24 protein-coding genes and 1 pseudogene are annotated in these 22,186 nt (G+C 70.5%); 8 read left to right on the top strand and 17 right to left on the bottom strand.

Annotated features, from left to right (window positions below; all coding sequences use genetic code 11):
• Positions 1–65: 65 nt before the first annotated feature.
• The 4 genes and pseudogenes from rdgB to ACIQZO_RS11355 all read right to left on the bottom strand — a co-directional run.
• Complete coding sequence (gene rdgB, locus ACIQZO_RS11370; protein WP_403623595.1) at positions 66–680, bottom strand: RdgB/HAM1 family non-canonical purine NTP pyrophosphatase; 615 nt, start codon at positions 678–680, stop codon at positions 66–68.
• Positions 681–687: 7 nt separating this feature from the next.
• Complete coding sequence (locus tag ACIQZO_RS11365; RefSeq protein ID WP_403623592.1) at positions 688–1,068, bottom strand: hypothetical protein; 381 nt, start codon at positions 1,066–1,068, stop codon at positions 688–690.
• A gap of 126 nt (positions 1,069–1,194) precedes the next feature.
• Entirely contained in the window at positions 1,195–1,920 is a 726-nt protein-coding gene (gene rph / locus ACIQZO_RS11360) for a ribonuclease PH (protein WP_403623590.1), read from the bottom strand.
• Positions 1,921–2,025: 105 nt separating this feature from the next.
• Positions 2,026–2,268: pseudogene (locus ACIQZO_RS11355) on the bottom strand (glucose PTS transporter subunit EIIB); the annotation flags it as partial.
• A gap of 220 nt (positions 2,269–2,488) precedes the next feature.
• Between ACIQZO_RS11355 and ACIQZO_RS11350 the strand changes: the two are divergent.
• Both ACIQZO_RS11350 and ACIQZO_RS11345 read left to right on the top strand, forming a co-directional pair.
• Positions 2,489–3,790 carry a PTS transporter subunit EIIC gene (locus ACIQZO_RS11350; protein ID WP_403623587.1) on the top strand — a complete coding sequence of 434 codons (1,302 nt, stop codon included), beginning with the start codon at positions 2,489–2,491 and terminating at the stop codon, positions 3,788–3,790.
• A 309-nt stretch (positions 3,791–4,099) separates the two neighbouring features.
• Positions 4,100–5,326, top strand: a complete 1,227-nt coding sequence (locus ACIQZO_RS11345) for a PTS transporter subunit EIIC (protein WP_403623584.1) — start codon at positions 4,100–4,102, stop codon at positions 5,324–5,326.
• An 86-nt stretch (positions 5,327–5,412) separates the two neighbouring features.
• On the opposite strand, the gene ACIQZO_RS11340 is transcribed toward ACIQZO_RS11345, so the two are convergent.
• Positions 5,413–6,165: an MBL fold metallo-hydrolase gene (locus tag ACIQZO_RS11340; protein ID WP_403623581.1), complete on the bottom strand. Its 753-nt coding sequence runs from the start codon at positions 6,163–6,165 to the stop codon at positions 5,413–5,415.
• Positions 6,166–6,360: 195 nt separating this feature from the next.
• On the opposite strand from ACIQZO_RS11340, the gene ACIQZO_RS11335 reads away from it, so the two are divergent.
• Together ACIQZO_RS11335 and ACIQZO_RS11330 are read left to right on the top strand one after the other, a co-directional pair.
• The gene (locus ACIQZO_RS11335; RefSeq protein ID WP_403623579.1) at positions 6,361–6,780 is read left to right on the top strand and encodes a hypothetical protein; all 420 of its coding nucleotides are present in this window, start codon (positions 6,361–6,363) and stop codon (positions 6,778–6,780) included.
• Positions 6,702–7,061, top strand: coding sequence for a DUF488 family protein (locus ACIQZO_RS11330; protein WP_403623576.1), 360 nt, complete (start codon positions 6,702–6,704; stop codon positions 7,059–7,061). The genes ACIQZO_RS11335 and ACIQZO_RS11330 overlap by 79 nt, the downstream gene beginning before the upstream one ends.
• A 59-nt stretch (positions 7,062–7,120) precedes the next feature.
• Here ACIQZO_RS11330 and ACIQZO_RS11325 read toward each other — a convergent pair whose 3' ends face one another.
• From ACIQZO_RS11325 to clpS, 7 genes are all read right to left on the bottom strand, one after another.
• Positions 7,121–8,071 (bottom strand): PLP-dependent cysteine synthase family protein, encoded by a 951-nt coding sequence (locus ACIQZO_RS11325; RefSeq protein WP_403623573.1) that lies wholly within the window; start codon positions 8,069–8,071, stop codon positions 7,121–7,123.
• A complete protein-coding gene (locus tag ACIQZO_RS11320) occupies positions 8,071–8,349 on the bottom strand; it encodes a MoaD/ThiS family protein (protein WP_403623570.1) in 279 nt (92 codons plus the stop codon). Before ACIQZO_RS11320 ends, ACIQZO_RS11325 begins: the two co-directional genes overlap by 1 nt.
• Before the next feature lie 89 nt (positions 8,350–8,438).
• Complete coding sequence (locus ACIQZO_RS11315) at positions 8,439–8,546, bottom strand: putative leader peptide (RefSeq protein ID WP_314252769.1); 108 nt, start codon at positions 8,544–8,546, stop codon at positions 8,439–8,441.
• Between the two features lie 77 nt (positions 8,547–8,623).
• The gene (locus ACIQZO_RS11310; RefSeq protein ID WP_403623567.1) at positions 8,624–9,046 is read right to left on the bottom strand and encodes a Mov34/MPN/PAD-1 family protein; all 423 of its coding nucleotides are present in this window, start codon (positions 9,044–9,046) and stop codon (positions 8,624–8,626) included.
• A 132-nt stretch (positions 9,047–9,178) separates the two neighbouring features.
• Positions 9,179–10,618: an amino acid permease gene (locus ACIQZO_RS11305; protein ID WP_403623564.1), complete on the bottom strand. Its 1,440-nt coding sequence runs from the start codon at positions 10,616–10,618 to the stop codon at positions 9,179–9,181.
• 318 nt (positions 10,619–10,936) lie between these two features.
• Complete coding sequence (locus ACIQZO_RS11300; protein WP_403623561.1) at positions 10,937–11,539, bottom strand: DUF2017 domain-containing protein; 603 nt, start codon at positions 11,537–11,539, stop codon at positions 10,937–10,939.
• Entirely contained in the window at positions 11,539–11,853 is a 315-nt protein-coding gene (clpS, locus tag ACIQZO_RS11295) for an ATP-dependent Clp protease adapter ClpS (RefSeq protein WP_266357143.1), read from the bottom strand. The genes ACIQZO_RS11300 and clpS overlap by 1 nt, the downstream gene beginning before the upstream one ends.
• 143 nt (positions 11,854–11,996) lie before the next feature.
• Here clpS and ACIQZO_RS11290 point away from each other — a divergent pair, with 143 nt between their 5' ends.
• Positions 11,997–13,325, top strand: coding sequence for a nicotinate phosphoribosyltransferase (locus tag ACIQZO_RS11290; RefSeq protein WP_403623557.1), 1,329 nt, complete (start codon positions 11,997–11,999; stop codon positions 13,323–13,325).
• Between the two features lie 195 nt (positions 13,326–13,520).
• The gene (locus ACIQZO_RS11285; protein WP_403623554.1) at positions 13,521–14,135 is read left to right on the top strand and encodes an isochorismatase family protein; all 615 of its coding nucleotides are present in this window, start codon (positions 13,521–13,523) and stop codon (positions 14,133–14,135) included.
• Here the strand turns inward: ACIQZO_RS11285 and ACIQZO_RS11280 are convergent.
• Together ACIQZO_RS11280 and ACIQZO_RS11275 are read right to left on the bottom strand one after the other, a co-directional pair.
• Positions 14,132–14,434, bottom strand: a complete 303-nt coding sequence (locus ACIQZO_RS11280; protein ID WP_052874225.1) for a hypothetical protein — start codon at positions 14,432–14,434, stop codon at positions 14,132–14,134. The two genes, ACIQZO_RS11285 and ACIQZO_RS11280, sit on opposite strands and share 4 nt — an antisense overlap.
• Positions 14,435–14,546: 112 nt before the next feature.
• Positions 14,547–16,901, bottom strand: coding sequence for an immune inhibitor A domain-containing protein (locus ACIQZO_RS11275; protein WP_403623551.1), 2,355 nt, complete (start codon positions 16,899–16,901; stop codon positions 14,547–14,549).
• A gap of 471 nt (positions 16,902–17,372) precedes the next feature.
• On the opposite strand from ACIQZO_RS11275, the gene ACIQZO_RS11270 reads away from it, so the two are divergent.
• Positions 17,373–17,678 (top strand): hypothetical protein, encoded by a 306-nt coding sequence (locus tag ACIQZO_RS11270; protein WP_403623548.1) that lies wholly within the window; start codon positions 17,373–17,375, stop codon positions 17,676–17,678.
• Between the two features lie 76 nt (positions 17,679–17,754).
• On the opposite strand, the gene ACIQZO_RS11265 is transcribed toward ACIQZO_RS11270, so the two are convergent.
• The gene (locus tag ACIQZO_RS11265; protein WP_403623545.1) at positions 17,755–18,486 is read right to left on the bottom strand and encodes an RDD family protein; all 732 of its coding nucleotides are present in this window, start codon (positions 18,484–18,486) and stop codon (positions 17,755–17,757) included.
• Positions 18,487–18,574: 88 nt separating this feature from the next.
• The gene (locus ACIQZO_RS11260) at positions 18,575–19,942 is read right to left on the bottom strand and encodes an RDD family protein (protein ID WP_403623542.1); all 1,368 of its coding nucleotides are present in this window, start codon (positions 19,940–19,942) and stop codon (positions 18,575–18,577) included.
• Positions 19,943–20,199: 257 nt separating this feature from the next.
• Between ACIQZO_RS11260 and ACIQZO_RS11255 the strand changes: the two genes are divergently transcribed.
• On the top strand, positions 20,200–20,679 hold the full coding sequence (locus ACIQZO_RS11255) for an SsgA family sporulation/cell division regulator (protein WP_403623540.1): 480 nt from the start codon (positions 20,200–20,202) through the stop codon (positions 20,677–20,679).
• Positions 20,680–20,720: 41 nt separating this feature from the next.
• Here the strand turns inward: ACIQZO_RS11255 and ACIQZO_RS11250 are convergent, their stop codons facing one another.
• Entirely contained in the window at positions 20,721–22,103 is a 1,383-nt protein-coding gene (locus tag ACIQZO_RS11250; protein WP_403623537.1) for an FAD-binding oxidoreductase, read from the bottom strand.
• Positions 22,104–22,186: the final 83 nt, after the last annotated feature.

Here is a 22,186-nt window from a genome sequence, read left to right as displayed (position 1 = left end):
CGGACTCCGGGAGGGCAGGCCTTCGGCATTTCGGTACGCCGGAGGTGTCCCAGCGGACCCGGGGCTCAGCCCAGGAGGGCTCGGACGAAGGGGATCAGGGCGCGGAAGGCCTGGCCTCGGTGGGAGATGGCGTTCTTCTCCGCCGCCGTCAGTTCCGCGCACGTGCGGGTGTCGCCCTGCGGCTGGAGGATCGGGTCGTAGCCGAAGCCGCCCGTGCCGGACGGGGTGTGGCGCAGGGTGCCCAGGAGCCGGCCCTCGACGACGCGTTCGGTGCCGTCCGGGAGGGCCAGGGCCGCCGCGCACGCGAAGTGGGCCCCGCGGTTCTCGTCGGCGATGTCGCCGAGCTGGGCCAGCAGCAGGTCCAGGTTGGCCTTGTCGTCGCCGTGGGAGCCGGCCCAGCGGGCCGAGAAGATGCCGGGGGCGCCGTGCAGGACGTCCACGCAGAGGCCGGAGTCGTCGGCGACCGCCGGGAGGCCGGTGGCGCGGGCCAGTGCGTGGGCCTTGAGGAGGGCGTTCTCGGCGAAGGTGACGCCGGTCTCCTTGACGTCCGGGATCTCCGGGTAGGCGTCCGCGCCGACCAGCTCGTGCGGCAGGCCGGCGTCGGACAGGATCGCGTGGAGTTCGGAGACTTTGCCCGCGTTGCGGGTGGCCAGGATGAGGCGGCTGGGCGTCGAGGTCATGCCCCCATTATCCCGGGGTGCAGACCTTCGAGAGCTCGCTGGCCGCGTCCGCGACCGGCTGGATGTCCGGGGCGGTGTTGCCGCTCTCGATCGAGGTGCGGACGTTCTTGACGGCCGTGTTCATCGAGTCGATGGCCTTGCCGAGGTCGGCGTTCTCCGTCTGGTCGCCGATCTTCTTGAGGTTCGACTCGATCTGGTCGAGCGCGTTCTGGGCGTCCTGGGGGCTGTTGCCCGCCTGGGAGACGGCCTGCTGGAGGTCGTTGGCGCCGTCCGTGATGGCCACGGCCGTGTTCGCGCAGTCCATCGCGGTGGAGATCGCGTCGCACGCGGACAGGGCCGGAACGGTGAGTACGGCGGCCACGGCTATGGCCGCGATGCGGAGCTTCATGCGGTTCTCCCCCTGAGGGCTTGGGTAACGAGGACTTCGACGGACGGTGCGAGGACGGGCGCACGGCTTCGAGACCGTGCGCCCGTATCTTCCTGGACGCCGGGCCGGGCCCGGCGGTTGCCGCCGCTAAAGTTCGAGCGCGCCCAGCTGGATGGCTTCCAGGTCCGCGCAGCCTCCGGCGGCGAGGTCGAGGAGGGCGTTCAGTTCCTTGCGGTCGAAGGGCTCGCCCTCGGCGGTGCCCTGGACCTCGACGAAGCGGCCGTCGCCGGTGCAGACCACGTTCATGTCGGTCTCGGCGCGCACGTCCTCCTCGTAGCAGAGGTCGAGGAGCGGGACGCCGTCGACGATGCCGACGCTGACGGCGCCGACGGTGCCGGTGAGCGGCTTGCGGCCGGCCTTGATCAGCTTCTTCTTCTGGCCCCAGGCGACGGCGTCGGCGAGCGCGACGTAGGCGCCGGTGATGGCGGCGGTGCGGGTGCCGCCGTCGGCCTGGAGGACGTCGCAGTCCAGGACGATGGTGTTCTCGCCGAGGGCCTTGTAGTCGATGACGGCGCGCAGGGAGCGGCCGATCAGGCGGGAGATCTCGTGCGTGCGGCCGCCGATCTTGCCGCGTACGGATTCGCGGTCGCCGCGGGTGTTGGTGGAGCGCGGCAGCATCGAGTACTCGGAGGTGACCCAGCCTTCGCCGCTGCCCTTGCGCCAGCGCGGGACGCCTTCGGTGAAGGAGGCGGTGCAGAAGACCTTGGTGTCTCCGAAGGAGATGAGGACGGAGCCCTCGGCGTGCTTGCTCCATCCGCGTTCGATGGTGACCGGGCGGAGCTGTTCGGGCGTGCGGCCGTCGATGCGAGACATGGCTGCGAGCCTAGTCGCTGCGGGCCCGGGCCCGTGTCGCTGTGCGAAGACCCCGTCCGGGGCTTCCGGGACGGGGTCGGCTGGGACCTGGCTAGCGGGTCCGGATCACATCATGTCTTCGATGTCGGCGGCGATCGGGTCGGCGTCGGTGCCGATGACGACCTGGATCGCGGTGCCCATCTTGACGACGCCGTGGGCGCCGGCGGCCTTCAGGGCGGCCTCGTCGACCAGGCCCGGGTCCTTGACCTCGGTGCGCAGGCGGGTGATGCAGCCCTCGACCTCTTCGATGTTGTCGATACCGCCGAGCCCGGCGACGATCTTCTCAGCCTTGGTGGCCATGTGTGTCTCCCTGAGTGTTTCGAAGAACGAGTCTCGGCGGCCGGCGCATGGCTACCCACCCTGCACGGTCCGCTTCGTCACGGTAACGCACGGTTGGCCCATCTACGCGGGCGCATGACCGACCCCTGCCGAATGATGACGATCAGCAGCAACCTGCCCACAACTGGTCTACACCAGTGTGCCGTACGCGTTGCCGCAGCCAAAAACGGGCCGGTCAGGGAGGACGCCGATGAGCGCGAAGAGCGCCACCGCAGTGCCGCAACCGAATTGGCGGCACAGCGCGTTCCAGGGATTGCAGAAGATGGGCCGGAGCCTGCAGCTCCCGATCGCCGTACTGCCCGCGGCGGGCATCCTGTTGCGGCTGGGGCAGCCGGACGTCTTCGGCGCGGACGGCCTGCAGTGGACGGACGTCGCCAAGGTGATGGCGGGTGCGGGCGGGGCACTGCTCGATCCCGACCTCGGTCTCCCCCTCCTCTTCTGCATCGGTGTCGCCATCGGTATGGCGAAGAAGGCGGACGGTTCGACCGCACTCGCGGCCACGGCGGGCTTCCTTGTCTACCGAGGGGTGCTGCACTCGTTCCAGAAGGCCTGCCCGGTGGGGACCAAGGACATCGGGGGCGGCTGCCTGGGGCCGAACGACACCTTCGTGGCGTACACGTACCAGAATCCGGGGGTCTTCGGCGGCATCGTCATGGGGCTGCTGACGGCCTATTTCTGGCAGCGCTACCACCGGGTGAAGCTGGTGGACTGGCTCGGCTTCTTCAACGGCCGGCGGCTGGTCCCCATCATCATGTCCTTCGTCGCGATCGCCTTCGCCGCGCTGTGCCTGTGGGTCTGGCCGCCGGTCGGGGACGCGCTGGAGAGTTTCTCCGACTGGTTGCGCGGGCTGGGCGCCTGGGGTGCGGGCATCTTCGGTGTCGCGAACCGCGCGCTGCTGGTGATCGGCCTGCACCAGTTCCTGAACGTGCCGATGTGGTTCCAGTTCGGGTCGTACACGGCGGCGGACGGGAAGACGTATCACGGCGACATCAACATGTTCCTGCACGGCGATCCGAACGCGGGCCTGTTCCTGTCGGGTTTCTTCCCGATCATGATGTTCGCGCTGCCGGCGGCGGCGCTGGCGATCACGCACTGTGCGAAGCCGCAGCGGCGCAAGGAGGTCGGCGGCCTGATGCTGTCGGTGGCCTTGACCTCGTTCGTCACCGGGATCACGGAGCCGTTGGAATACTCCTTCCTCTTCGTCGCGCCTGTGCTGTACGCGGTGCACGCGGTGCTGACGGGCGTGTCGATGGCGGTGACGTGGGGGTTGGGCGTGCACGACGGTTTCAGCTTCTCGGCAGGCCTGATCGACTACATCATCAACTGGAATCTGGCGACGAAACCCTGGCTGATCGTTCCGATCGGTCTGTGCTTCGCGCTCGTCTACTACGTGGTGTTCCGGTTCGCGATCACGAAGTTCGACCTCGCGACGCCGGGGCGGGAGTCGGACGAGGAGATCGCGGCGATGGAGTCGGAGACGACCAAGGCCTGACGGCCCCCGGCAGGGTTACCGCACGGTCCGTCAAGGGCCCCCGGATCACGATCCGGGGGCCCTTCGACATACGCCCGGGAGTGTGATCCAGGCCACAGGAAATCGAAGGTTCCTTATCTATCCCTCACCGTGTTACAACTGGTCTACACCACAATTGGTGTAGACCACGAGGGCCTGTCTGAGCCCGCGTACCCCCGTATCCGAGACGTCGCCGTCCCCCGTTTCCCTCTGGCGTCGCCTTGCCCACTGGAGGAAGTTGTGTCCACGGCTACCGCCCCCTCGGCGGAAAAGAAGAAGGGCGCTGGCGTGATGGCTGTCATGCAGCGCATCGGCCGGAGCCTCATGCTCCCCGTTGCCGTGCTGCCCGCCGGCGCGCTCCTGCTCCGCCTGGGCGCGGGTGACATGCTCGGCGACGCGGACGTCTTCCCCACCTTCGTCCTGAAGATCGCCGGCTACATGGCCGCCGGCGGTGGCGCGATCCTCGACAACATGGCGCTGCTGTTCGCCGTCGGCATCGCGATCGGCTTCGCCAAGAAGTCGGACGGCTCCACCGCCCTCGCCGCCGTCACCGGTTACCTGGTCTTCCAGAAGGTCCTCGCCACCTTCACCGACAGCAACCTGCCGAAGGTCGAGAAGGTCGTCGACCACAAGGTCGCCCTCGTCGACGCCACGGTCAACGCCGGTGTGCTCGGCGGTGTCGTGATGGGCATCATCACCGCCCTGCTCTACCAGAAGTTCTACCGGACCAAGCTGCCGGACTGGGCGGGCTTCTTCGGCGGCCGCCGCCTCGTCCCGATCCTCTCCGCCCTGGCGGGTCTGGTCGCCGGTGTCGTCTTCGGTCTCATCTGGCCGGTCCTCGGCACGGGTCTGCACAACTTCGGTGAGTGGCTGACCGGTTCCGGCGCGGTCGGCGCGGGCATCTTCGGTGTCGCCAACCGTGCGCTCATCCCGATCGGCATGCACCACCTGCTGAACTCCTTCCCGTGGTTCCAGGCCGGCTCCTACGACACCGCGAACGGCGCCGTCCACGGTGACATCGGCCGCTTCCTCGCCGGTGACCCGACCGCCGGACAGTTCATGACCGGCTTCTTCCCGATCATGATGTTCGCCCTCCCGGCGGCCTGCCTCGCGATCGTCCACTGCGCGCGCCCCGAGCGCCGCAAGGTCGTCGGCGGCATGATGCTCTCCCTCGCGCTCACCTCCTTCGTCACCGGTGTGACCGAGCCGATCGAGTTCACCTTCATGTTCATCGCGCCGGTGCTGTACGCCATCCACGCGGTGCTGACCGGTGTCTCCATGGCTCTGACCTGGGCGCTGGGGATGCGCGACGGCTTCGGCTTCTCGGCCGGCCTCGTCGACTTCCTGCTGAACCTGGGCATCGCGGAGAAGCCGTGGATGCTGGCGCTGGTCGGCCTCTGCTTCGCGGCGGTCTACTACGTGGTGTTCCGCTTCGCGATCATCAAGTTCAACCTGCCCACCCCGGGCCGCGAGTCCGACGAGGAGCTCGCCGAGCTGGTGAAGGCCGAGGCCAAGTAGGCGCGCACGCCTTCACGTCGAAGCCCCTGCTCTCCCGGATGGGAGGGCGGGGGCTTCTCGTTGCCGCCGGCCGGTCGGGGCCGGGCTCAGACCTCGTAGACCGCGCCCGCGTACGCCAGGTCGACCGGGCCGCCGTAGACCGCGCGGGCGTCGGCGATGTTCTGCTCGGGGTCGGTCCACGGCGGGATGTGCGTGAGGACCAGCCTGCCCACGCCGCCGCCCGCCGCGTACTCGCCCGCCTGGCGGCCGTTCAGGTGCAGGCCGGGGATGTCCTCCTTGCCGTGCGTGAAGGAGGACTCGCACAGGAAGAGGTCGCTGCCGTCGGCGAGCAGGCCCAGCTCGGGGCAGGTTCCGGTGTCACCGGAGTAGGTGAGCGAGCGGCCGTCGTGCTCGATGCGGATGCCGTACGCCTCGACCGGGTGGGAGACGCGCTCGGTACGGATCTGGAGCGGGCCGATCTCGAAGGTCCCGGACTTCAGCGTGCGGAAGTCGAAGACCTCGCTCATCGAGCGCTCGTCGGGGACGTCGTCGTAGGCGGTGGTCAGGCGGCGCTCGGTGCCCTCGGGCCCGTAGACGGGGATGGTGCCGCAGCGGCCGCCCTCGTGCCGGTAGTAGCGGGCCACGAAGTACGCGCACATGTCGATGCAGTGGTCGGCGTGCAGGTGGCTCAGGAAGATCGCGTCGAGGTCGTAGAGACCGATGTGGCGCTGGAGCTCACCGAGGGCGCCGTTGCCCATGTCGAGGAGCAGCCGGAAACCGCCGGCCTCGACGAGGTAGCTCGAACAGGCCGATTCCGCGGACGGGAACGACCCCGAGCAGCCGACGACGGTGAGCTTCATGGAGCGTGAACCTCCGAGGACGGTCCGTGGACGGAATGCGGGCCGTGCGTGGGTCGAGCGTAAGGCGCGAAACGTCCGGTCGCTCCTCCGCGGCAGGCCGTTGTGGGGGGAATCACCTGCGCTGTCACCCGGGGGAGCGACGGTGGGCACGGACGTTGCCATGCCGGGGCGTTCCCGCACGGCTACGGTCGAAACATGGACACGTCCTGGTGGCCCGCGGTGGTCGCGGTGGTGGCCGTGGCGCTCCTGGTGCTCTTCGCCGGGGGCCGGGCCGGGCTGCCCCGCCGGGCTCCGCCGGCGCACGGAGCCGGGCCGCCGCCGCATCCGAGGGCCGGCGAGCTGTGGTGCCTGGTGGACGGCCGTACGTGCCTGGTCCTCGCGGTGGGATCGGTACGGGGCCACCGGGCGCGGGTCGCGTGGATCACCGGGAAGTACGACGACCGGCGGGCCGGGGTGATCCCGCTGCCCCCGGGGACGGTGGGGGCGCAGGGCCGGGCGGGCTTCCTGGAGGCGGACCGGCCGGAGGAGGTGTCGCTGTGGGAGTTCCGGACCCGGCTGGGGATGCTGGACCCCACGGTGTGGGACGAGGTCAAGGGTCTGGGAGGCGCACGGTGACGCGGGAGCCGGTGATCCGCGTGCGGCGGGTGTACGACCCGCCGGAGCCGGCGGCGGACGGGGTGCGGGTGCTGGTGGACCGGCTCTGGCCGCGCGGCCTGACCCGGCCTCCAGCCACGCGGCGATCCTGGCGGAGCGGCTCTCCGGCTAGCGGGGCTGGCGGTGCGGTGCCGCTGCGCGGCGCTGGTCCCCGCCCCGCCCTTTCGCCGTTTCCCGGGCTCTGCCCGGACCCGGTCCTCAAACGCCGGACGGCTGGAAGATGCAGCCTCGCCGGCGTTTGAGGCGCGGGCGTGCGAGCGTGCGGGGGTGCGGGGCAGCGCCCCGCAACGGCCCGCAGGGGCTACGCCCAGAGTTGGCCCTGGAGGACCTCGATGGCTTCCTCCGTCGTCGCGGCGGTGTAGACGCCCGTCGACAGGTACTTCCAGCCGCCGTCGGCCACGACGAAGACGATGTCCGCCGATTCGCCCGCGGCCACCGCCTTGCGGCCGACGCCGATCGCCGCGTGCAGGGCCGCTCCCGTGGAGACGCCCGCGAAGATCCCCTCCTGCTGGAGGAGGTCCCGCGTGCGGGTCACCGCGTCCGCCGAGCCCACCGAGAAGCGGGTGGTGAGGACGGAGGCGTCGTAGAGCTCCGGGACGAAGCCCTCGTCCAGGTTGCGCAGCCCGTAGACCAGGTCGTCGTAGCGCGGCTCGGCCGCGACGATCTTGATGCCGGCCACGTGTTCGCGCAGGTAGCGGCCGACGCCCATGAGGGTGCCGGTCGTGCCCAGGCCCGCGACGAAGTGGGTGATCGAGGGGAGGTCCGCGAGGATCTCCGGGCCGGTGGTGGCGTAGTGCGCGCCCGCGTTGTCCGGGTTGCCGTACTGGTAGAGCATCACCCAGTCGGGGTGCTCCGCGGCCAGTTCCTTGGCGACGCGGACCGCTGTGTTCGAGCCGCCGGCGGCCGGCGACGAGATGATCTCGGCTCCCCACATGGCCAGCAGGTCACGCCGCTCCTGGCTGGTGTTCTCCGGCATCACGCACACGATGCGGTAGCCCTTGAGCCTGGCCGCCATCGCCAGCGAGATGCCGGTGTTGCCCGAGGTGGGCTCCAGGATGGTGCAGCCGGGGTACAGCCGGCCGGCCTTCTCGGCCTGCTCGACCATGTGGAGCGCGGGGCGGTCCTTGATCGAGCCGGTCGGGTTGCGGTCCTCCAGCTTCGCCCAGATGCGGACGTCGTCCGAGGGCGACAGCCGGGGCAGCCGGACCAGCGGCGTATTGCCGACCGCGGCCAGCGGGGAGTCGTAGCGCATTACTTCGATCCGCCGGCCACGGCCGGGAGGATGGTGATGCTGTCGCCGTCCTTGAGGGCGGTGGAGATGCCGTCGAGGAAGCGGACGTCCTCGTCGTTGAGGTAGACGTTGACGAAGCGGCGCAGCTGGCCGCCGTCGACAATGCGCTCCTCAATGCCCTTGTGACGGGTTTCCAGGTCCGCGAAGAGGTCGGCGAGGGTCGCGCCCTCACCGGAGACGGCCTTCTCGCCTTCGGTGTAGGTGCGGAGGATGGTGGGGATGCGGACCTCGATGGCCATGGCTGTCTCCAGTCGTCTGGGAGTGCGTGAGAAGCGTGAGAAAGGTGCGGCGCGCGGTTCGTAGGCCCTCCGCGCGGAAGGGTTCTGTTTCAGAGCGCAGGACAGATGGCGCTGGCGAGGCGGCACAGGTCGACGTGCAGCCGCGCCACGAGCAGCAGCCTGCCGGGCGTCTCGATGCTCACGTCGTGGGAAACCATGCGGTCATGTTAACGATTCCCGGTCCCCGGTTTGGAGTGTGATCCCGCATTGTGGACGCCCGCCGCTCACATGATGGTCAGTAGGCTTCGACGACCCGTACTTCTTCCTCGGTGATCACTCCGTCGACGATCCGGTACGAGCGGAACTGGAACTCGCCGAGGCCGTCCTTGTCCGCCGTCGAGACGAGCACGTAGTGCGCTCCGGGCTCGTTCGCGTACGTGACGTCCGTGCGCGAGGGGTAGGCCTCGGTGGCGGTGTGCGAGTGGTAGATGATCACCGGCTCCTCGTCGCGGTCGTCCAGATCGCGGTAGAGCCCCAGCAGATCCTTCGAGTCGAACTCGTAGAACGTGGGCGAGCGGGCCGCGTTGAGCATCGGGACGAACCGCTCGGGGCGGCCGGTGCCCGCCGGCCCGGCCACGACGCCGCACGCCTCGTCGGGGTGGTCCTGGCGGGCGTGCTCCACGATCTGGTCGTACAGGGCCTGGGTGAGGGTCAGCATGAGCGACAGGATAAGCAGACGGGCCCTTCCGTACCGAGGAGTGGTACGGAAGGGCCCGCATGGTGGACACAAGGTCCGTGGGAGCTCGGTTCCCGGCCGTGACAGGCGGCCGGGACCCGGGTGCGGCAGGAGCTACGAGGCCTTGCTGAAGGCCGCGCCGCGCGGGTCGCGGGACTTCATGACCAGGTACGAGACGCCCAGGATCAGGCCCCACAGCGGGGCGCAGTACAGCGAGACGCGGGAGTCCTTGTCGGCGCCCATCATCACGATGACCATGCCGATGAAGAGCAGCGCGAACCAGCTCGTGTAAGGGGCGCCGGGGGCGCGGAACGCGGACTGCGGCAGCTCGCCGCGGTCGGCCTTGGCCCGGTAGCGGATCTGGCAGACCAGGATCATGATCCAGGCCCACATGCCGGAGATGGTGGCGAAGGAGACGACGTAGTCGAAGGCCTTGCCCGGGGCGACGTAGTTGATCCAGACGCCCACCAGCATCAGCGCGGCGGAGAAGGTGGTGCCGATGAGCGGGGTGCCGCTCTTGGTGAGCTTGGCGAAGAACTTCGGGCCCTGGCCGTTGAGCGCGAGGTCGCGCAGCATGCGGCCGGTGGAGTACATGCCCGAGTTGCAGGAGGACAGGGCGGCGGTCAGCACCACGAAGTTGACGATCGCGGCGCCGATGCCGAGGCCCATGCGCTCGAAGGCGGCGACGAAGGGCGAGACGCCGGGCTGGAAGTGCGTCCACGGGACGACCGACAGGATCATGATCAGCGCGCCGACGTAGAAGACGGCGATGCGCCACGGCACGGTGTTGATGGCCTTGGGCAGGGTCTTCTCGGGGTCCTTGGACTCGCCGGCGGTGACACCGACCAGCTCGACCGCCAGGAAGGCGAACATCACGATCTGCAGGGTCATCAGCGTGCCGCCGATGCCCTTGGGGAAGAAGCCGCCGTCGTTCCACAGGTTGGAGACGGTGGCGGTGTCGCCCGCGTCGGAGAAGCCGATGGTGAGGATGCCGGCGCAGATCAGGATCATGCCGACGATGGCGGTGACCTTGACCATGGAGAACCAGAACTCCAGCTCACCGAAGAGCTTCACGGAGATCAGGTTGGCGGCGTAGAGGATGACCGTGAAGATCAGCGCGTAGGCCCATTGCGGGAAGCTGTCGTGGGTCCAGTACGACATGTACTGGGCGGCCGCGGTGACCTCGGTGATGCCGGTGACCACCCAGAACAGCCAGTAGGTCCAGCCGGTGACGTATCCCCAGAACGGGCCCAGGAACTCGCGGGCGTAGTCCGAGAAGGAACCGGCGACGGGGCGGTACATGAGCAGCTCGCCCAGGGCCCGCATGATGAAGAAGATGACCAGGCCCGCGATGGCGTAGGCCAGGATCAGGCTGGGTCCGGCCTTGGAGATGGCCTTGCCCGCTCCCAGGAACAGGCCGGTGCCGATGGCCCCGCCGATCGCGATCATCTGGATCTGGCGGGCGCCGAGCGTGCGGTGGTAACCCTCGCCGCCTTCGCCCGAACCGCCCTCGCCGGGCGTCTTGTCGTGCTGCTCGACCTGCACAGAGGTCATGTCTGGTGCGCCTTTCTCCACGCCGGTCCGCGCCTTCATCGGCTGCGGATCGGGTCCTCGATCCCCCCGGATACGGATGGAGTTGCACGCCGGCGATCAGCCGGTCCAAGCGGGCCGGGGGACATGGGTGGCGTCCCGTCGGCGATCGTGAAGATTTATCACGGGCTTACGGCTGCCCGAGGGGGAGAAATGTGGCGCAGGGCATCAAAAATTCACCCTAAAGACGCAGAAATGGATCAGATCACCGCATGGCGGTGATCTGATCGTTATCCGGATTTGAGCGTCCGCTGAGCGAACACTGTTCCCTCTTGAGGGTTCTCAGAGGGTTTCGATCAAGGTCTCCTGGAGACCGCCGAGCCAGAGGTACGCCATCACCATCGGCTTGCGCGGATCCTCGTCCGGCAGCCGGAACAGCATCGCGCTCTCGTCGTCCTCGGTGATGTCGAGGCGGGCCGCGATGGTCAGCCGCAGATCGTTGAGCGCGCCGAGCCAGCGCAGCGGCAGCTCACCGGACAGCTCCAGCACCGCCGCCGCGTCGCCGGCCGGGGCGAGGCCGTCCAGGGTGCGTACGACGGCCAGCGCGTCCTCGCGCTTGCGGGCGCGCAGGTCGTTCTCGGTGAAGCGGCGGAACTCCGCCGAGCGGGCCGTGAGCTCCTCGGGGTCCACCCCCTTGTCGCCGGCTCCGTCCGGGGCCCCGTAGGCGTCGGGGAAGAGCCGGGCCAGCGCCGGGTCGGACGGGGGCTCGGAGGGGCCCTCGGCGAACAGCGCGGCGAGCGGGTCGGCGTCCTCGGCGGGCTCCGGCTCGCCGGGGCCGATCAACTCCAGCAACTGGACGGCCAGGGAGCGCAGGATGGAGATCTCGATCTCGTCGAGCGCGATGGCGGCGCCGCCGCCCTTCATGGACTCGAAGGTGCCGCCCATCAGTTGCGGTCCTGGGAGAGGGTCGCCCACAGGCCGTAGCCGTGCATGGCCTGCACGTCGCGCTCCATTTCCTCGCGGGTGCCGCTGGACACGACCGCCCGCCCCTTGTGATGGACGTCCATCATCAGCTTGTGCGCCACGTCCTTGGAATAGCCGAAGTACGCCTGGAACACGTACGCCACGTAGCTCATGAGGTTGACCGGGTCGTTGTGCACCAGGGTCACCCAGGGGACGTCGGGTTCGGGGACCGCAAAGGTCTCTTCGGCGGATTCGGTGCGTTCGATCTCAACAGGAGCAACACTCACTCGTCCCATGCTGCCACCTCGACTGCGCCACTGCCCAAACAGGGGCCGGACGACCCCCGCAACCAACCGCTCCCGCGCCCCGGGACGGGCCCGCTTCCTCATCGGCACGCACATCTCGTCACTTTGACGAAATGTGCGCTAGCATCCCAGCCATGAACCCTGCGGACCTGGGCCTGCCGGTGGACGTGCCGTCGACAGCGCTCTTCACGGACCATTACGAGCTCACGATGTTGCAGGCCGCCCTGGCCAACGGCACCGCCGACCGACGTTCGGTCTTCGAGGTGTTCACCCGGCGGCTGCCCGAGGGGCGCCGCTACGGGGTGGTCGCCGGAACCGGGCGGGTGCTCGACGCGGTGGAGAACTTCCGCTTCGACGGCGCCGTGCTGGAGTTCCTGCGCGAGCGGGCCGTCGTCGACATGCGGACCCTCGACTGGCTGGCCTCGTACCGCTTCTCCGGCGACATCTGGGGCTACCCGGAGGGGGAGGTCTACTTCCCCGGTTCCCCCGTCCTGCGGGTGGAGGGCAGCTTCGCCGAGTGCGTGCTGCTGGAGACCGTGATCCTGTCGATCCTCAACCACGACTCGGCGATCGCCGCGGCCGCCTCCCGGATGTCCTCGGCGGCGGGCGACCGCCCGCTGATCGAGATGGGCGCGCGGCGCACCCACGAGCTGGCGGCCGTCGCCGCGTCGCGGGCCGCGTACGTGGGCGGCTTCACCTCGACCTCGGACCTGGCGGCCGGATTCCGCTACGGGATCCCGACCGTCGGCACGAGCGCCCACGCCTTCACCCTGGTCCACGACAGCGAGCGGGACGCCTTCACCGCGCAGGTGGCCTCGCTGGGCCGGGGCACCACCCTGCTGGTGGACACGTACGACGTGGCGGAGGCGGTCCGCACCGCGGTGGAGATCGCAGGACCGGAGCTGGGTGCGGTCCGCATCGACTCCGGCGACCTGCTGCTGGTGGCCCACCGGGTGCGGCAGCAGCTCGACGAGCTGGGCGCGACCTCGACGAAGATCGTGGTCACCTCGGACCTCGACGAGTACGCCATCGCCTCGCTGGCGGCGGCCCCGGTGGACGCGTACGGGGTGGGCACCCAGCTGGTGACGGGCAGCGGGCACCCGACGTGCTCGATGGTCTACAAGCTGGTGGCGCGGGCCACCTCGGCGGACCCCAAGGCGGCGCCGGCGCCGGTGGCGAAGAAGTCCACGGGCGGCAAGACCTCGATCGGCGGCCGCAAGTGGGCCGCGCGGCGGCGGGACGCGGAGGGGGTCGCGGAGGCGGAGGTCATCGGCGTGGGTCCCGTGCCGGCGGCCCTGGCCGACGACCAGCTCCTGACCCAGCTGGTCAAGGCCGGCGAGGTGGTCGCCCGCGAGCCGCTGGAGGCCGCCCGGGACCGCCACCGCGCCGTCCTCGCGGGCCTGCCGCTGTCCGCGACGCAGCTCTCCCGCGGCGAGGCCGTGCTCCCGACGGAGTACGTCTAGCCCTGCGGGCCCGCCCGGCGGGGCTGAGATCAGTCCCACCGGCGATCGAGGCGCCAGTGCGGAGCGCCGTACGGGGTCCGGGGCAGGGCCCCGGTTTCGGGAAGGGGCGGGGTGGGGGAAGAGCCCCCCGCAGAACCCGCCGTAGAACCGCCGCAGCACCGCCGCAGCACACCATCGAGCCGAAGGGCACGCGAAATGCACCGCGCACTGATCGTCGTCGACGTACAGAACGACTTCTGCGAGGGCGGCAGCCTCGCGGTCACCGGCGGAGCGGACGTCGCCGCCGCCGTCACCGAGTACATCGGCCAGGCCACGCCCGCGTACCGGCACGTCGTCGCCACCCGCGACCACCACGTCGACCCCGGGTCGCACTTCGCGCACCCCCCGGCCGAGCCGGACTACGAGACCTCCTGGCCCGTCCACTGCGTCGCCGGGACCGAGGGTGTGGGCTTCCACCCGAACTTCGCCCCCGCCGTCGCCTCGGGAGCCGTCGCCGCCGTCTTCGACAAGGGCGCGTACGAGGCCGCGTACAGCGGTTTCGAGGGCGCCGACGAGAACGGCACCGCGCTCGGCCAGTGGCTGCGGGACCGGCAGGTCACCGAGGTGGACGTGGTCGGCATCGCCACCGACCACTGCGTGCGGGCCACCGCCCTCGACGCCGCCCGCGCCGGCTTCGCCGCGCGGGTCCTGCTGGACCTGACCGCCGCCGTGGCCCCGCACACGACCGCACGGGCCCTGGACGAGCTCCGTGCGGCCGGTGTGACCCTCGTCGGCGGCCAGGCGGCCCGGACCGCCCAGGACGCGCCCTAGGTACCCAGCAGGGCCCGGATGGGGTGCCAGAGCTCCTGCGCCCGGTCCGGTGCGCCGCGCCACAGCAGCCCGTCCGGGTGGTGCAGGACGGCCGTGATCTCGTCCGGCGTCGGCGGGTGCGCGTTGCCCCGCAGGTACACCGCCCGCATCCCGAGGTTCCGCAGCCTGGTCAGGGCGCGGGCCCGGTTCGCGGCGTGCACCAGCACGCGGACATTTCCGCCTTCTCCGGACGGCCTCGGCAGCATGAGCGCCACCACCACACTGCCGCCCGGCAATCTGACAAAACCTCCGCCTGGCATGGCTGTCATCTCCCCCGTCAATAAGAAACTCGTACCGGGCATCTAAACGCGATCGGCCGCCGCCCGCTAGAGGGCGACGGCCGATCATGCTTTGACCTGCGGTTTTACCGAATTACTTCGCGGCGGGACCGACCTCGACGGTCATGACTTCACCGTCGTAGGTCTCCTTCAGGATCTTGATCTTGGTGTTGGTGTCAGTGACCTTCACCGATCCGGTCGGGTTCTCGTCGTAGTAGTACTTGCCCTTGTGGTCGTCGAAGACCATGTTGGCGGGCTTCGGCTTCAGGAACAGCTCTTCGCCGTTCTTGTGCAGCGTGAAGGCATCCGTGGAGTACGCGCTGAAGGTGGCGTCGTACGGCTGGATCTTGTTGCGCAGCAGGGTGCCGTCCGCCCACTTCATGGGCTTGGCGTTGGCGTCGATCGGGAGGATCAGACCCTGGCCCGGGTGGACGCTGGTGTTGTTGTCCTTCTGGCTGGTGTCCCACTGCCAGATGAGCAGACCGTCCTGGTACGGGTAGTGCTCGACCCAGTCCGGCTTGGTGTTGCCGAAGCCGAAGTTGTACGGGCCCACCTTGAGGGTGGAGTCGTACGACACGTAACGGCGGTTCTCGGCCAGGTAGTACTGGGCGTACTCCTTGGTGAAGCCGCTGCCGATGCGCGAGAAGCCCTTGCCGGTCCAGCCGTTGTCGCCGTTCTCGGCGCCGTCGGTGAACAGTGCGGAGCCGTCCGCGGTGAGGGTGACGGCGTCGGCCGCGAAGCCCTTGCCGCCCGCGCCGCCGTCCGTCTGGTAGCGGAAGCGGAGGTCGACCTTCTTGCCCGCGTAGGCGTCGAGCGGGAAGGCCAGGTTCTTCCAGGCACCCGAGACACCGGTGAGCGACGGGCTGCCGGAGGCGTCGGCCGGGATGGCCGTGCCGTCGGCGGTGCCGGCCAGCGCGGTCCAGGTGGCGCCGCCGTCCGTGGACACCTCGGTGTAGAGGTAGTCGTAGTCGGCCTCGATGTCCCACCAGCCCTTGAGGGACAGGGCGGCGGACTTCTTGCCCGTCAGGTCGACGGAGCGGGTGAGGGTGTTCTTGAGGTCGTCACCCATGTTGCTCCACCACTGGGCGGAGCCCTCGGCCGGAGCGACGATGTCCGTCTGGACCTTCTTCTTGGGCAGCTCGACGACCAGCGCCTGCTTGTCCTTGGTGTTGAACGCCGACACACCCAGCTTGTGGGTGGACTTCGTCGCGGCCTTGGCCGTGTCGTAGTTCAGCCAGCCCAGCTGGAGCTTGTCCCAGGCGGTCATGTCGCCCGGGAGGTCGCCGATGGAGTCCTTGCCCTTGCCGAGCCAGGAACCGGCCGACATCAGGGACCAGAAGCCGACGCTGTTGTCGCCGCCACCGGAGGTGTCGTACAGGTCGGGCAGGCCGAGGTCGTGGCCGTACTCGTGCGCGAAGACGCCGAGGCCGCCGTTCTCGGGCTGCATCGTGTAGTCGCCGACCCAGAGGCCGGTGGCGCCGATCTGGGTGCCGCCGGCCTTGTTGTTGTCCGGGCCGGTCTTGCCCGCCGCGGTGCCATAGGCGTACCAGCGGTGCGCCCACAGTGCGTCGGAACCCTGCACGCCGCCGCCGGCCGACTCGTCCTCGCCCGCGTGAACGACCTGGAAGTGGTCGATGTAGCCGTCGGGCTCGTTGAAGTTGCCGTCGCCGTCGAAGTCGTAGCGGTCCCACTGGTCGTACTGGGCCAGCTGCGCCTTGATCTGCGCGTCGGTCTTGCCGGCCTTCTTCTGGGCCTCCGACCAAGCGGTGACGCCGTCCTTGACGGTGTCCCACACGTTGGAGCAGTTGCTCTGACCACAGAAGTTGGAGCCGTAACGGGCCTCGTTGTACGGGACCTTGACCCAGTCGGCGACCTCGCCCTCGACCGAGTAGCGGCCCGAGGAGGTCTTCTCGTAGTAGGTCTTCAGCGAGTCCTTGCCCTGACCCGTGGCGAAGTACAGGTCCTGGAAGTACTGACGGCTGAAGTCCTTGCGCCAGGCGGTGCTGTTGTCCTTCGCACGGTCCGGCTGGGCGATCGTGTTGTGCAGCGGACCGGGGGTACCGCCGTACTTCGGAACGGCCGGCTTGGGGCCGGGACCGTCCGGGTCGTGCATGGTCGTGCTGTCGACCTGGTCGCCGAACTCGACGAGGATCGTGAAGATCTTGTCGGTCTTCTCGCGGCCGAGCTCGACGTACTTCTTGTCGTCCAGCTTGACGACCTTGGAGGCGCCGCGCTGCTCGACGCCCTTCTTGCCCTGGAGCACCTGGTCCAGAGCGGCCTTGCGCTGCTGGGCCTGCTGCTCGCTGAACGGGCCCTTGAGGTCGTGCTCGACGACCTTGCCGGGCGCGGTCGGATCCTGCCCGTCAGCCACGGGCGCGGCCTGGACCTTGCCCCCGGCCTGAGCCGCGGTAACGGTGAAGAAGGTGGCGCTTGTCGCACAAGCAGCCATGGTCACGGTGACAGCGGCAGCGCGTATCGCACGCCGTCTGGCGGAATTGCTGGTCACTTGATGTCGTTCCCCTCCCGCGGCCGCAACGTTGGTCGGAACTTCTCCATAGGAGCGGGGGGTTCCGCGCGGCGCGCGTCTCAAGTGACGACATTTGACCGGAGGGAAGCAAGAAAAGACAGACCTTGACTTGACCCTTACAACTGCACTATGCGGTCAGGGAGTTCCGCTATCCGGACGTTCCACAGCCATACGGGGCGAACAGCCCTTCCCGACCCCTCCGGCGGTCCGTCCCGTCCCCCTTTCTCCCCCCTGCCGTCGCCCGGAAAATGATCCTGTGCGCCCCCTGTGCTCCGGCACCGTGTGTTAGGTCACGCTTACCGGCGGTCCGGCTCGGGCATCCCGTCGTAGAGCCACTCGACGCGCGAACTGGTCGAGCCGGCTCCCCCTCCCCTCCCGAGGACGGATATCGCCATGCCGCGACCGACTGCCGCACAGCTCGCATACGGGTCCGCCACGGTCGTCGTGTCGACGATCGCCATGCTGCTGCTCTCCCAGACGAGCACCGGGCTCGGCGTCGCGGTCATCTCCGCCGCCGCGCTCGCCCTGGGCCTGCTCGTCGCCCTCACCGTGCCCCACCCGCGGCGCCGCGGGCGCCACGCGGCCCGTACGGGCGCCCGCGGGGGCGCCGGCGCCCCCGCGGGCCGGGAGGGCGCGAGCGGCGCAGCCCGGGTGCCCGAACCCCGGACGGCCCCGGCCGAACACCCCGTACACCACTGATGGTTGACGCCGAACGCGGCGCGGGCGGCCTCCCCGGAGGGAGACCGCCCGCGTTGCGCTGCGTGGTACCCGGGACCTAACTGGTGGCCCGGACCACGACCGTCTTGGCCACCTTGTCGTGCAGGCCCTGCTTGTACGGCTTGTCGACCAGGATCGAGACGACCAGCGCGATCGGCCACAGGCAGGCGCAGCAGATCAGCGTCGGCAGCCAGAGCACGGCGGCCCGGGTCAGGGAGGCGTTGGAGTTCGGCACGCTGCCGTCGTTGAGCATCGCGACGCGCAGGCCCATGGCCTTCTTGCCGACCGTCTGGCCGTTCTTCTTGGTGAACCACCAGTCGTAGCCGACGTACGCGACGATCGAGATCAGGGTCATCACCAGGCCGCTGCCGCTGTAGGACTTGGTGACGACCTCGCTGATGTCCTCGCCCTGGTCCGTGTCGAACCGGTAGCGGTTCGTGCCGAAGGCCAGCTGGATGAGGGCCAGCGGGATGGCGATGATCAGGACGTCGATGATGCGCGCGAGGAGCCGCTTGCCGAAGTCCGCGAGCGGGGGCATCCCGGCGAGCGGATCGGGCATGCCGTAGCCGCCGCTCCCGCCGTACGGGTCCCCGCCGCCGTACGGGGGCGGTGGTGGCGGGTATCCCCCGCCACCACCCGGGCCTCCGGGTGGTGGCGGCGGCGCACCACCGCTTCCGGGGGGCGGCGAGCCGTACGGCGAACCGCCCGACGGAGGCGTCGGTTCCTGGGGCTTCTTGAGGAACGGGTCGTCCTCGGGCGGCTGGCCCGGCGGCGGCTGGTCGGTACTCATGGCCCGAGTCGAACCCGGCTTCGGCGGCACCGCAACGGGACCGCGTCCATTCGGGGGGAGGCGCGGCCGCGGGGGCGGCGTACCTCGCTCAGCGGGCCACGTACGTCCCGGCGGCCTTGTCGTGCCAGGCCTGGCGGCGCGGGCGGTCCACGAGGCACCAGAGGCTGCCCGGCAGGCCGAGGAGGGCGTACACCAGCCAGCGGCGCAGGGCGGCGCCGAAGGTGGGCGGGCGCAGGGTGGCGGTGGCCAGGACCCGCACGCCCAGCAGCTTCTTGCCCGGGGTGCGGCCCCAACGGGCGGTGGGCAGCGCCTCGTACAGGATCCCGAAGAGGAGGACCGCGCCGAGGACCAGGCCCAGCCGGCCGGCGATGGCCGCGTCGAGGAGCCAGACGGTGGTGGTGCGGCCGCTCGCCCGGGCGGCCTCCACCTTGGCCTCCACATGGGCGCTGGCTCCGGGCAGGAGGGGGCCGGCGACCGCGGCCGCGAAGACGGCGAGGACGAGCGAGTCCAGGGCGCGGGCCACGGCCCGGCGGACCAGTCCGGCAGGGCGCACGGCCCGTTCGGCCATGCGCTCGAACACCTCCCGGGGCGTACGGGCGCCCGCGGGGCGGGAACCGGAGTCGCCCGGGCGGGCCTCCTCCGCCGCCCGCGGCTCGGGCGTACGGGGCCTCGGCTCGGCGGCGATCCTCGGGCGCACCCCGGCGGGGCGCGGCGCCCACACCTCGGGCCGGTCGGTGGCCGGGGCCCCGGGGGCGGACGCGGGCGCCGACGCCGCCGGACGGGGCCGGGAGGGCGCGGGCGCGGCTACCGGTACGGGGGCGGGCGCGGGGGCAGGTACGGGCGCGGCGACGGCCTCGGGCCAGGAGGAGGTGAGCCCGACCCCGCCCGCTCCGGGGGCGTCGGGCCACGCCGGGGCCGGGGCCGGGTTCTGGGCGGCCGGGGAGCGCACGGACAGGATCCCCGCGGAGGCCTGCTCGGGGCGTCTCGCGGGGGCCGCGGCGGGGGCGGCGGCCGCGGCCCCCGCCGTACGGGCCAGGGAGATGCCCGCCGACCGCGGGGAGGGCTCCGCCACCGGTTCCGGTTCGGGTTCCGGATCGGGCGCGCTGCCCCACGACACCCGGTGGTCGCGGGGTCCGCCGAAGCCGGCCTGGTGCACGGGGTCGGCCTGCCACACCGCGGGCTCGGCGACCGCCCCGGCGACGGCGGCGGGGGCGGGGGCGGGGGCGGGCTCCGGCAGCACCTCGGTCATGGAGGTCCGGTCCAGGAACACCGGCCCGGTCTCGTCCGCGCGCGGGGCGGGCGCGGCCTGCGCGGCGGGAGCCTGCTGCGGGGCAGGGCGGCTCGTACCCGGAACCCAGGCCGCACCGTTCCAGTAGCGGATGTACCCCGGGATGGACGGATCCGGGTAGTAGCCCTCGCGGGCCGCGTGCTCGCCGTCACCAGGGGAGGCCGTCATGTCCCCAACTCCGATCGTGGCTTGAGGCTTGTGCAAGGGAGGACCATAGCCAAGAACCTCCCCCCGACAGGTCCGGTAACGGGAGAATCCAAGCAAACGAGCGAACGACACCCTGCCCGACGCTTTTCGGTCAACCGACAGAAATAAGCCAATCTCCGGTTCGCCGCCGGAAGTCGCGTCATACCCGGGCGCACCGGCGCTCTCTCCGGGTGTGGGGCGCCGTCCGGCCCCGCACACCGAACCGAAGTGAGGCCGTCATGCACCACCCCGTCATCGAGCGCGAGCTGGAATTGAAGCTGGTCCTGTCCCCCGAGCGCAGCATCCCCGTCCCCGCCCGGCTCCTCTACCTCACGGACGACCCGTACGCCGTGCACATCACCTTCCACACCGGCTCCCACACCCCCGTCAACTGGACCTTCGCCCGCGAGCTGCTCGTCGAGGGCGTGTTCCGCCCCTGCGGCCACGGCGACGTCCGGATCTGGCCCACGAAGGTCGACAGCAAGGCCGTGCTCTGCATGGCGCTCACCTCCCCCGACGGCGACGCCCTGCTGGAGGCCCCCTCGAACTCCGTGTCGGCCTGGCTCGAGCGCACCCTGCGCGTGGTCCCGCCCGGCACCGAGTCCGAACGGCTCGGCATGGACGCCGCGCTGGCCGAGCTGCTCACCCCGACCCCGGCCGACGACCTGTGGCTGCGCGACCCGTGGCCGTCGGACGAATCGGCGGACGGGGACCTGTGATGACGGGCGGCCTCACGCCGGGCGGCGCCCGGCGCGGGACGTCAGAAGAGCTTGCCCGGGTTGAGCAGCCCCAGGGGGTCGAAGGCCTGCTTGACGGCCCGCTGCATCTCCATCGCGACCGGGCCGAGTTCGCGGGCCAGCCACTCCTTCTTCAGCACACCCACCCCGTGCTCGCCGGTGATGGTCCCGCCCAGGGAGAGACCGAGCGCCATGATCTCGCCGAAGGACTCGCGGGCCCGCCGCGTCTCGTCCTCGTCCGCGGGGTCGAAGCAGACGATCGGGTGGGTGTTGCCGTCCCCGGCGTGCGCGCAGACCCCGATGAGCAGGTGGTGGGCGCGGGCGATGGCGGCCGTCCCGTCCAGCATCTCGCCGAGCCGCGAGCGCGGTACGCACACGTCGTCGATCATCGTCGCCGGCCGCAGCGCCTCCAGGGCCGGGAAGGACATCCGGCGCGCCTGGAGCAGCAGTTCGGACTCCGCCTCGTCCTCAGCGGGCACGACGGCGGTGGCCCCGGCGGCCGTGCACAGCGCCCCGACGGCCGCGAGGTCCTCGGGGGCGTGCGGGGTGTCGAAGGCGGCCAGCAGCAGGGCTTCGGTGGCCTCAGGCAGCCCCATCTTCCCGAGCGCGTTGACGGCGCGGACGGTCGTACGGTCCATCAGCTCCAGCAGCGAGGGGGTCAGGCCCGCCTCCATGACCGCGCACACGGCCTCGCAGGCGGCGGCCACGGAGGGGAACTCGGCGGCCAGCGCCAGCTGCCGGGGCGGCGCAGGGCGCAGGGCGAGGACGGCCTGGACCACGACGCCCAGGCTGCCCTCGGAGCCCACGAAGAGCCGGGTGAGGTCGTAGCCGGCCACTCCCTTGGCGGTACGCCGGCCCGTGCGCAGCAGCCGCCCGTCGGCCAGGACCACGTCGAGGCCGAGGACGTACTCGGCGGTGACCCCGTACTTGACGCAGCACAGGCCGCCCGAGGCGGTGCCGATGTTGCCGCCGATGGTGCACTGCTCCCAGCTGGAGGGGTCGGGCGGGTAGTACAGGCCCTGTTGGGCGACGGCCCGCGAGAGCACCGCGTTGACCACGCCCGGCTCGACCACGGCGATCCGGTCGACGCCGCTGATCTCCAGGATCCGGTCCATCTTGACGAGCGAGAGCACGATGCAGCCGTCGGAGGCGTTGGCGCCGCCCGACAGGCCCGTCCGGGCGCCCTGCGGGACCACGGGGATCCGTAGGGCGGTGGCGGTGCGCAGGACGTGCTGGACCTGTTCCACGGTCCGGGGCAGGACGACGACGGCCGGGGTGCCGGCGGCGCAGAAGCTGGCCATGTCGGTGGCGTAGGAGGTGGTCACCTGGGGATCGGTGAGCAGGGCCTCGGCGGGGAGCCCTTCCAGCAGGCTTGCCCGCAGACGTGCGAAGAGATCGTCATCCATGGGTCCAGCGTGGCATCCGGGGCCATCGGTGTGAACACGCCCGCGCACCGCATCGGACACCTCGGCGAACTCTTCATATTGAC

This window comes from Streptomyces sp. NPDC097617 (genome assembly GCF_044761485.1).
In the GTDB taxonomy this organism is placed as follows: Bacteria; Actinomycetota; Actinomycetes; order Streptomycetales; family Streptomycetaceae; genus Streptomyces.
The sequence above is the reverse complement of the archived record's forward strand: the minus strand, read 5'-3'. Positions and strand labels throughout refer to the sequence as shown.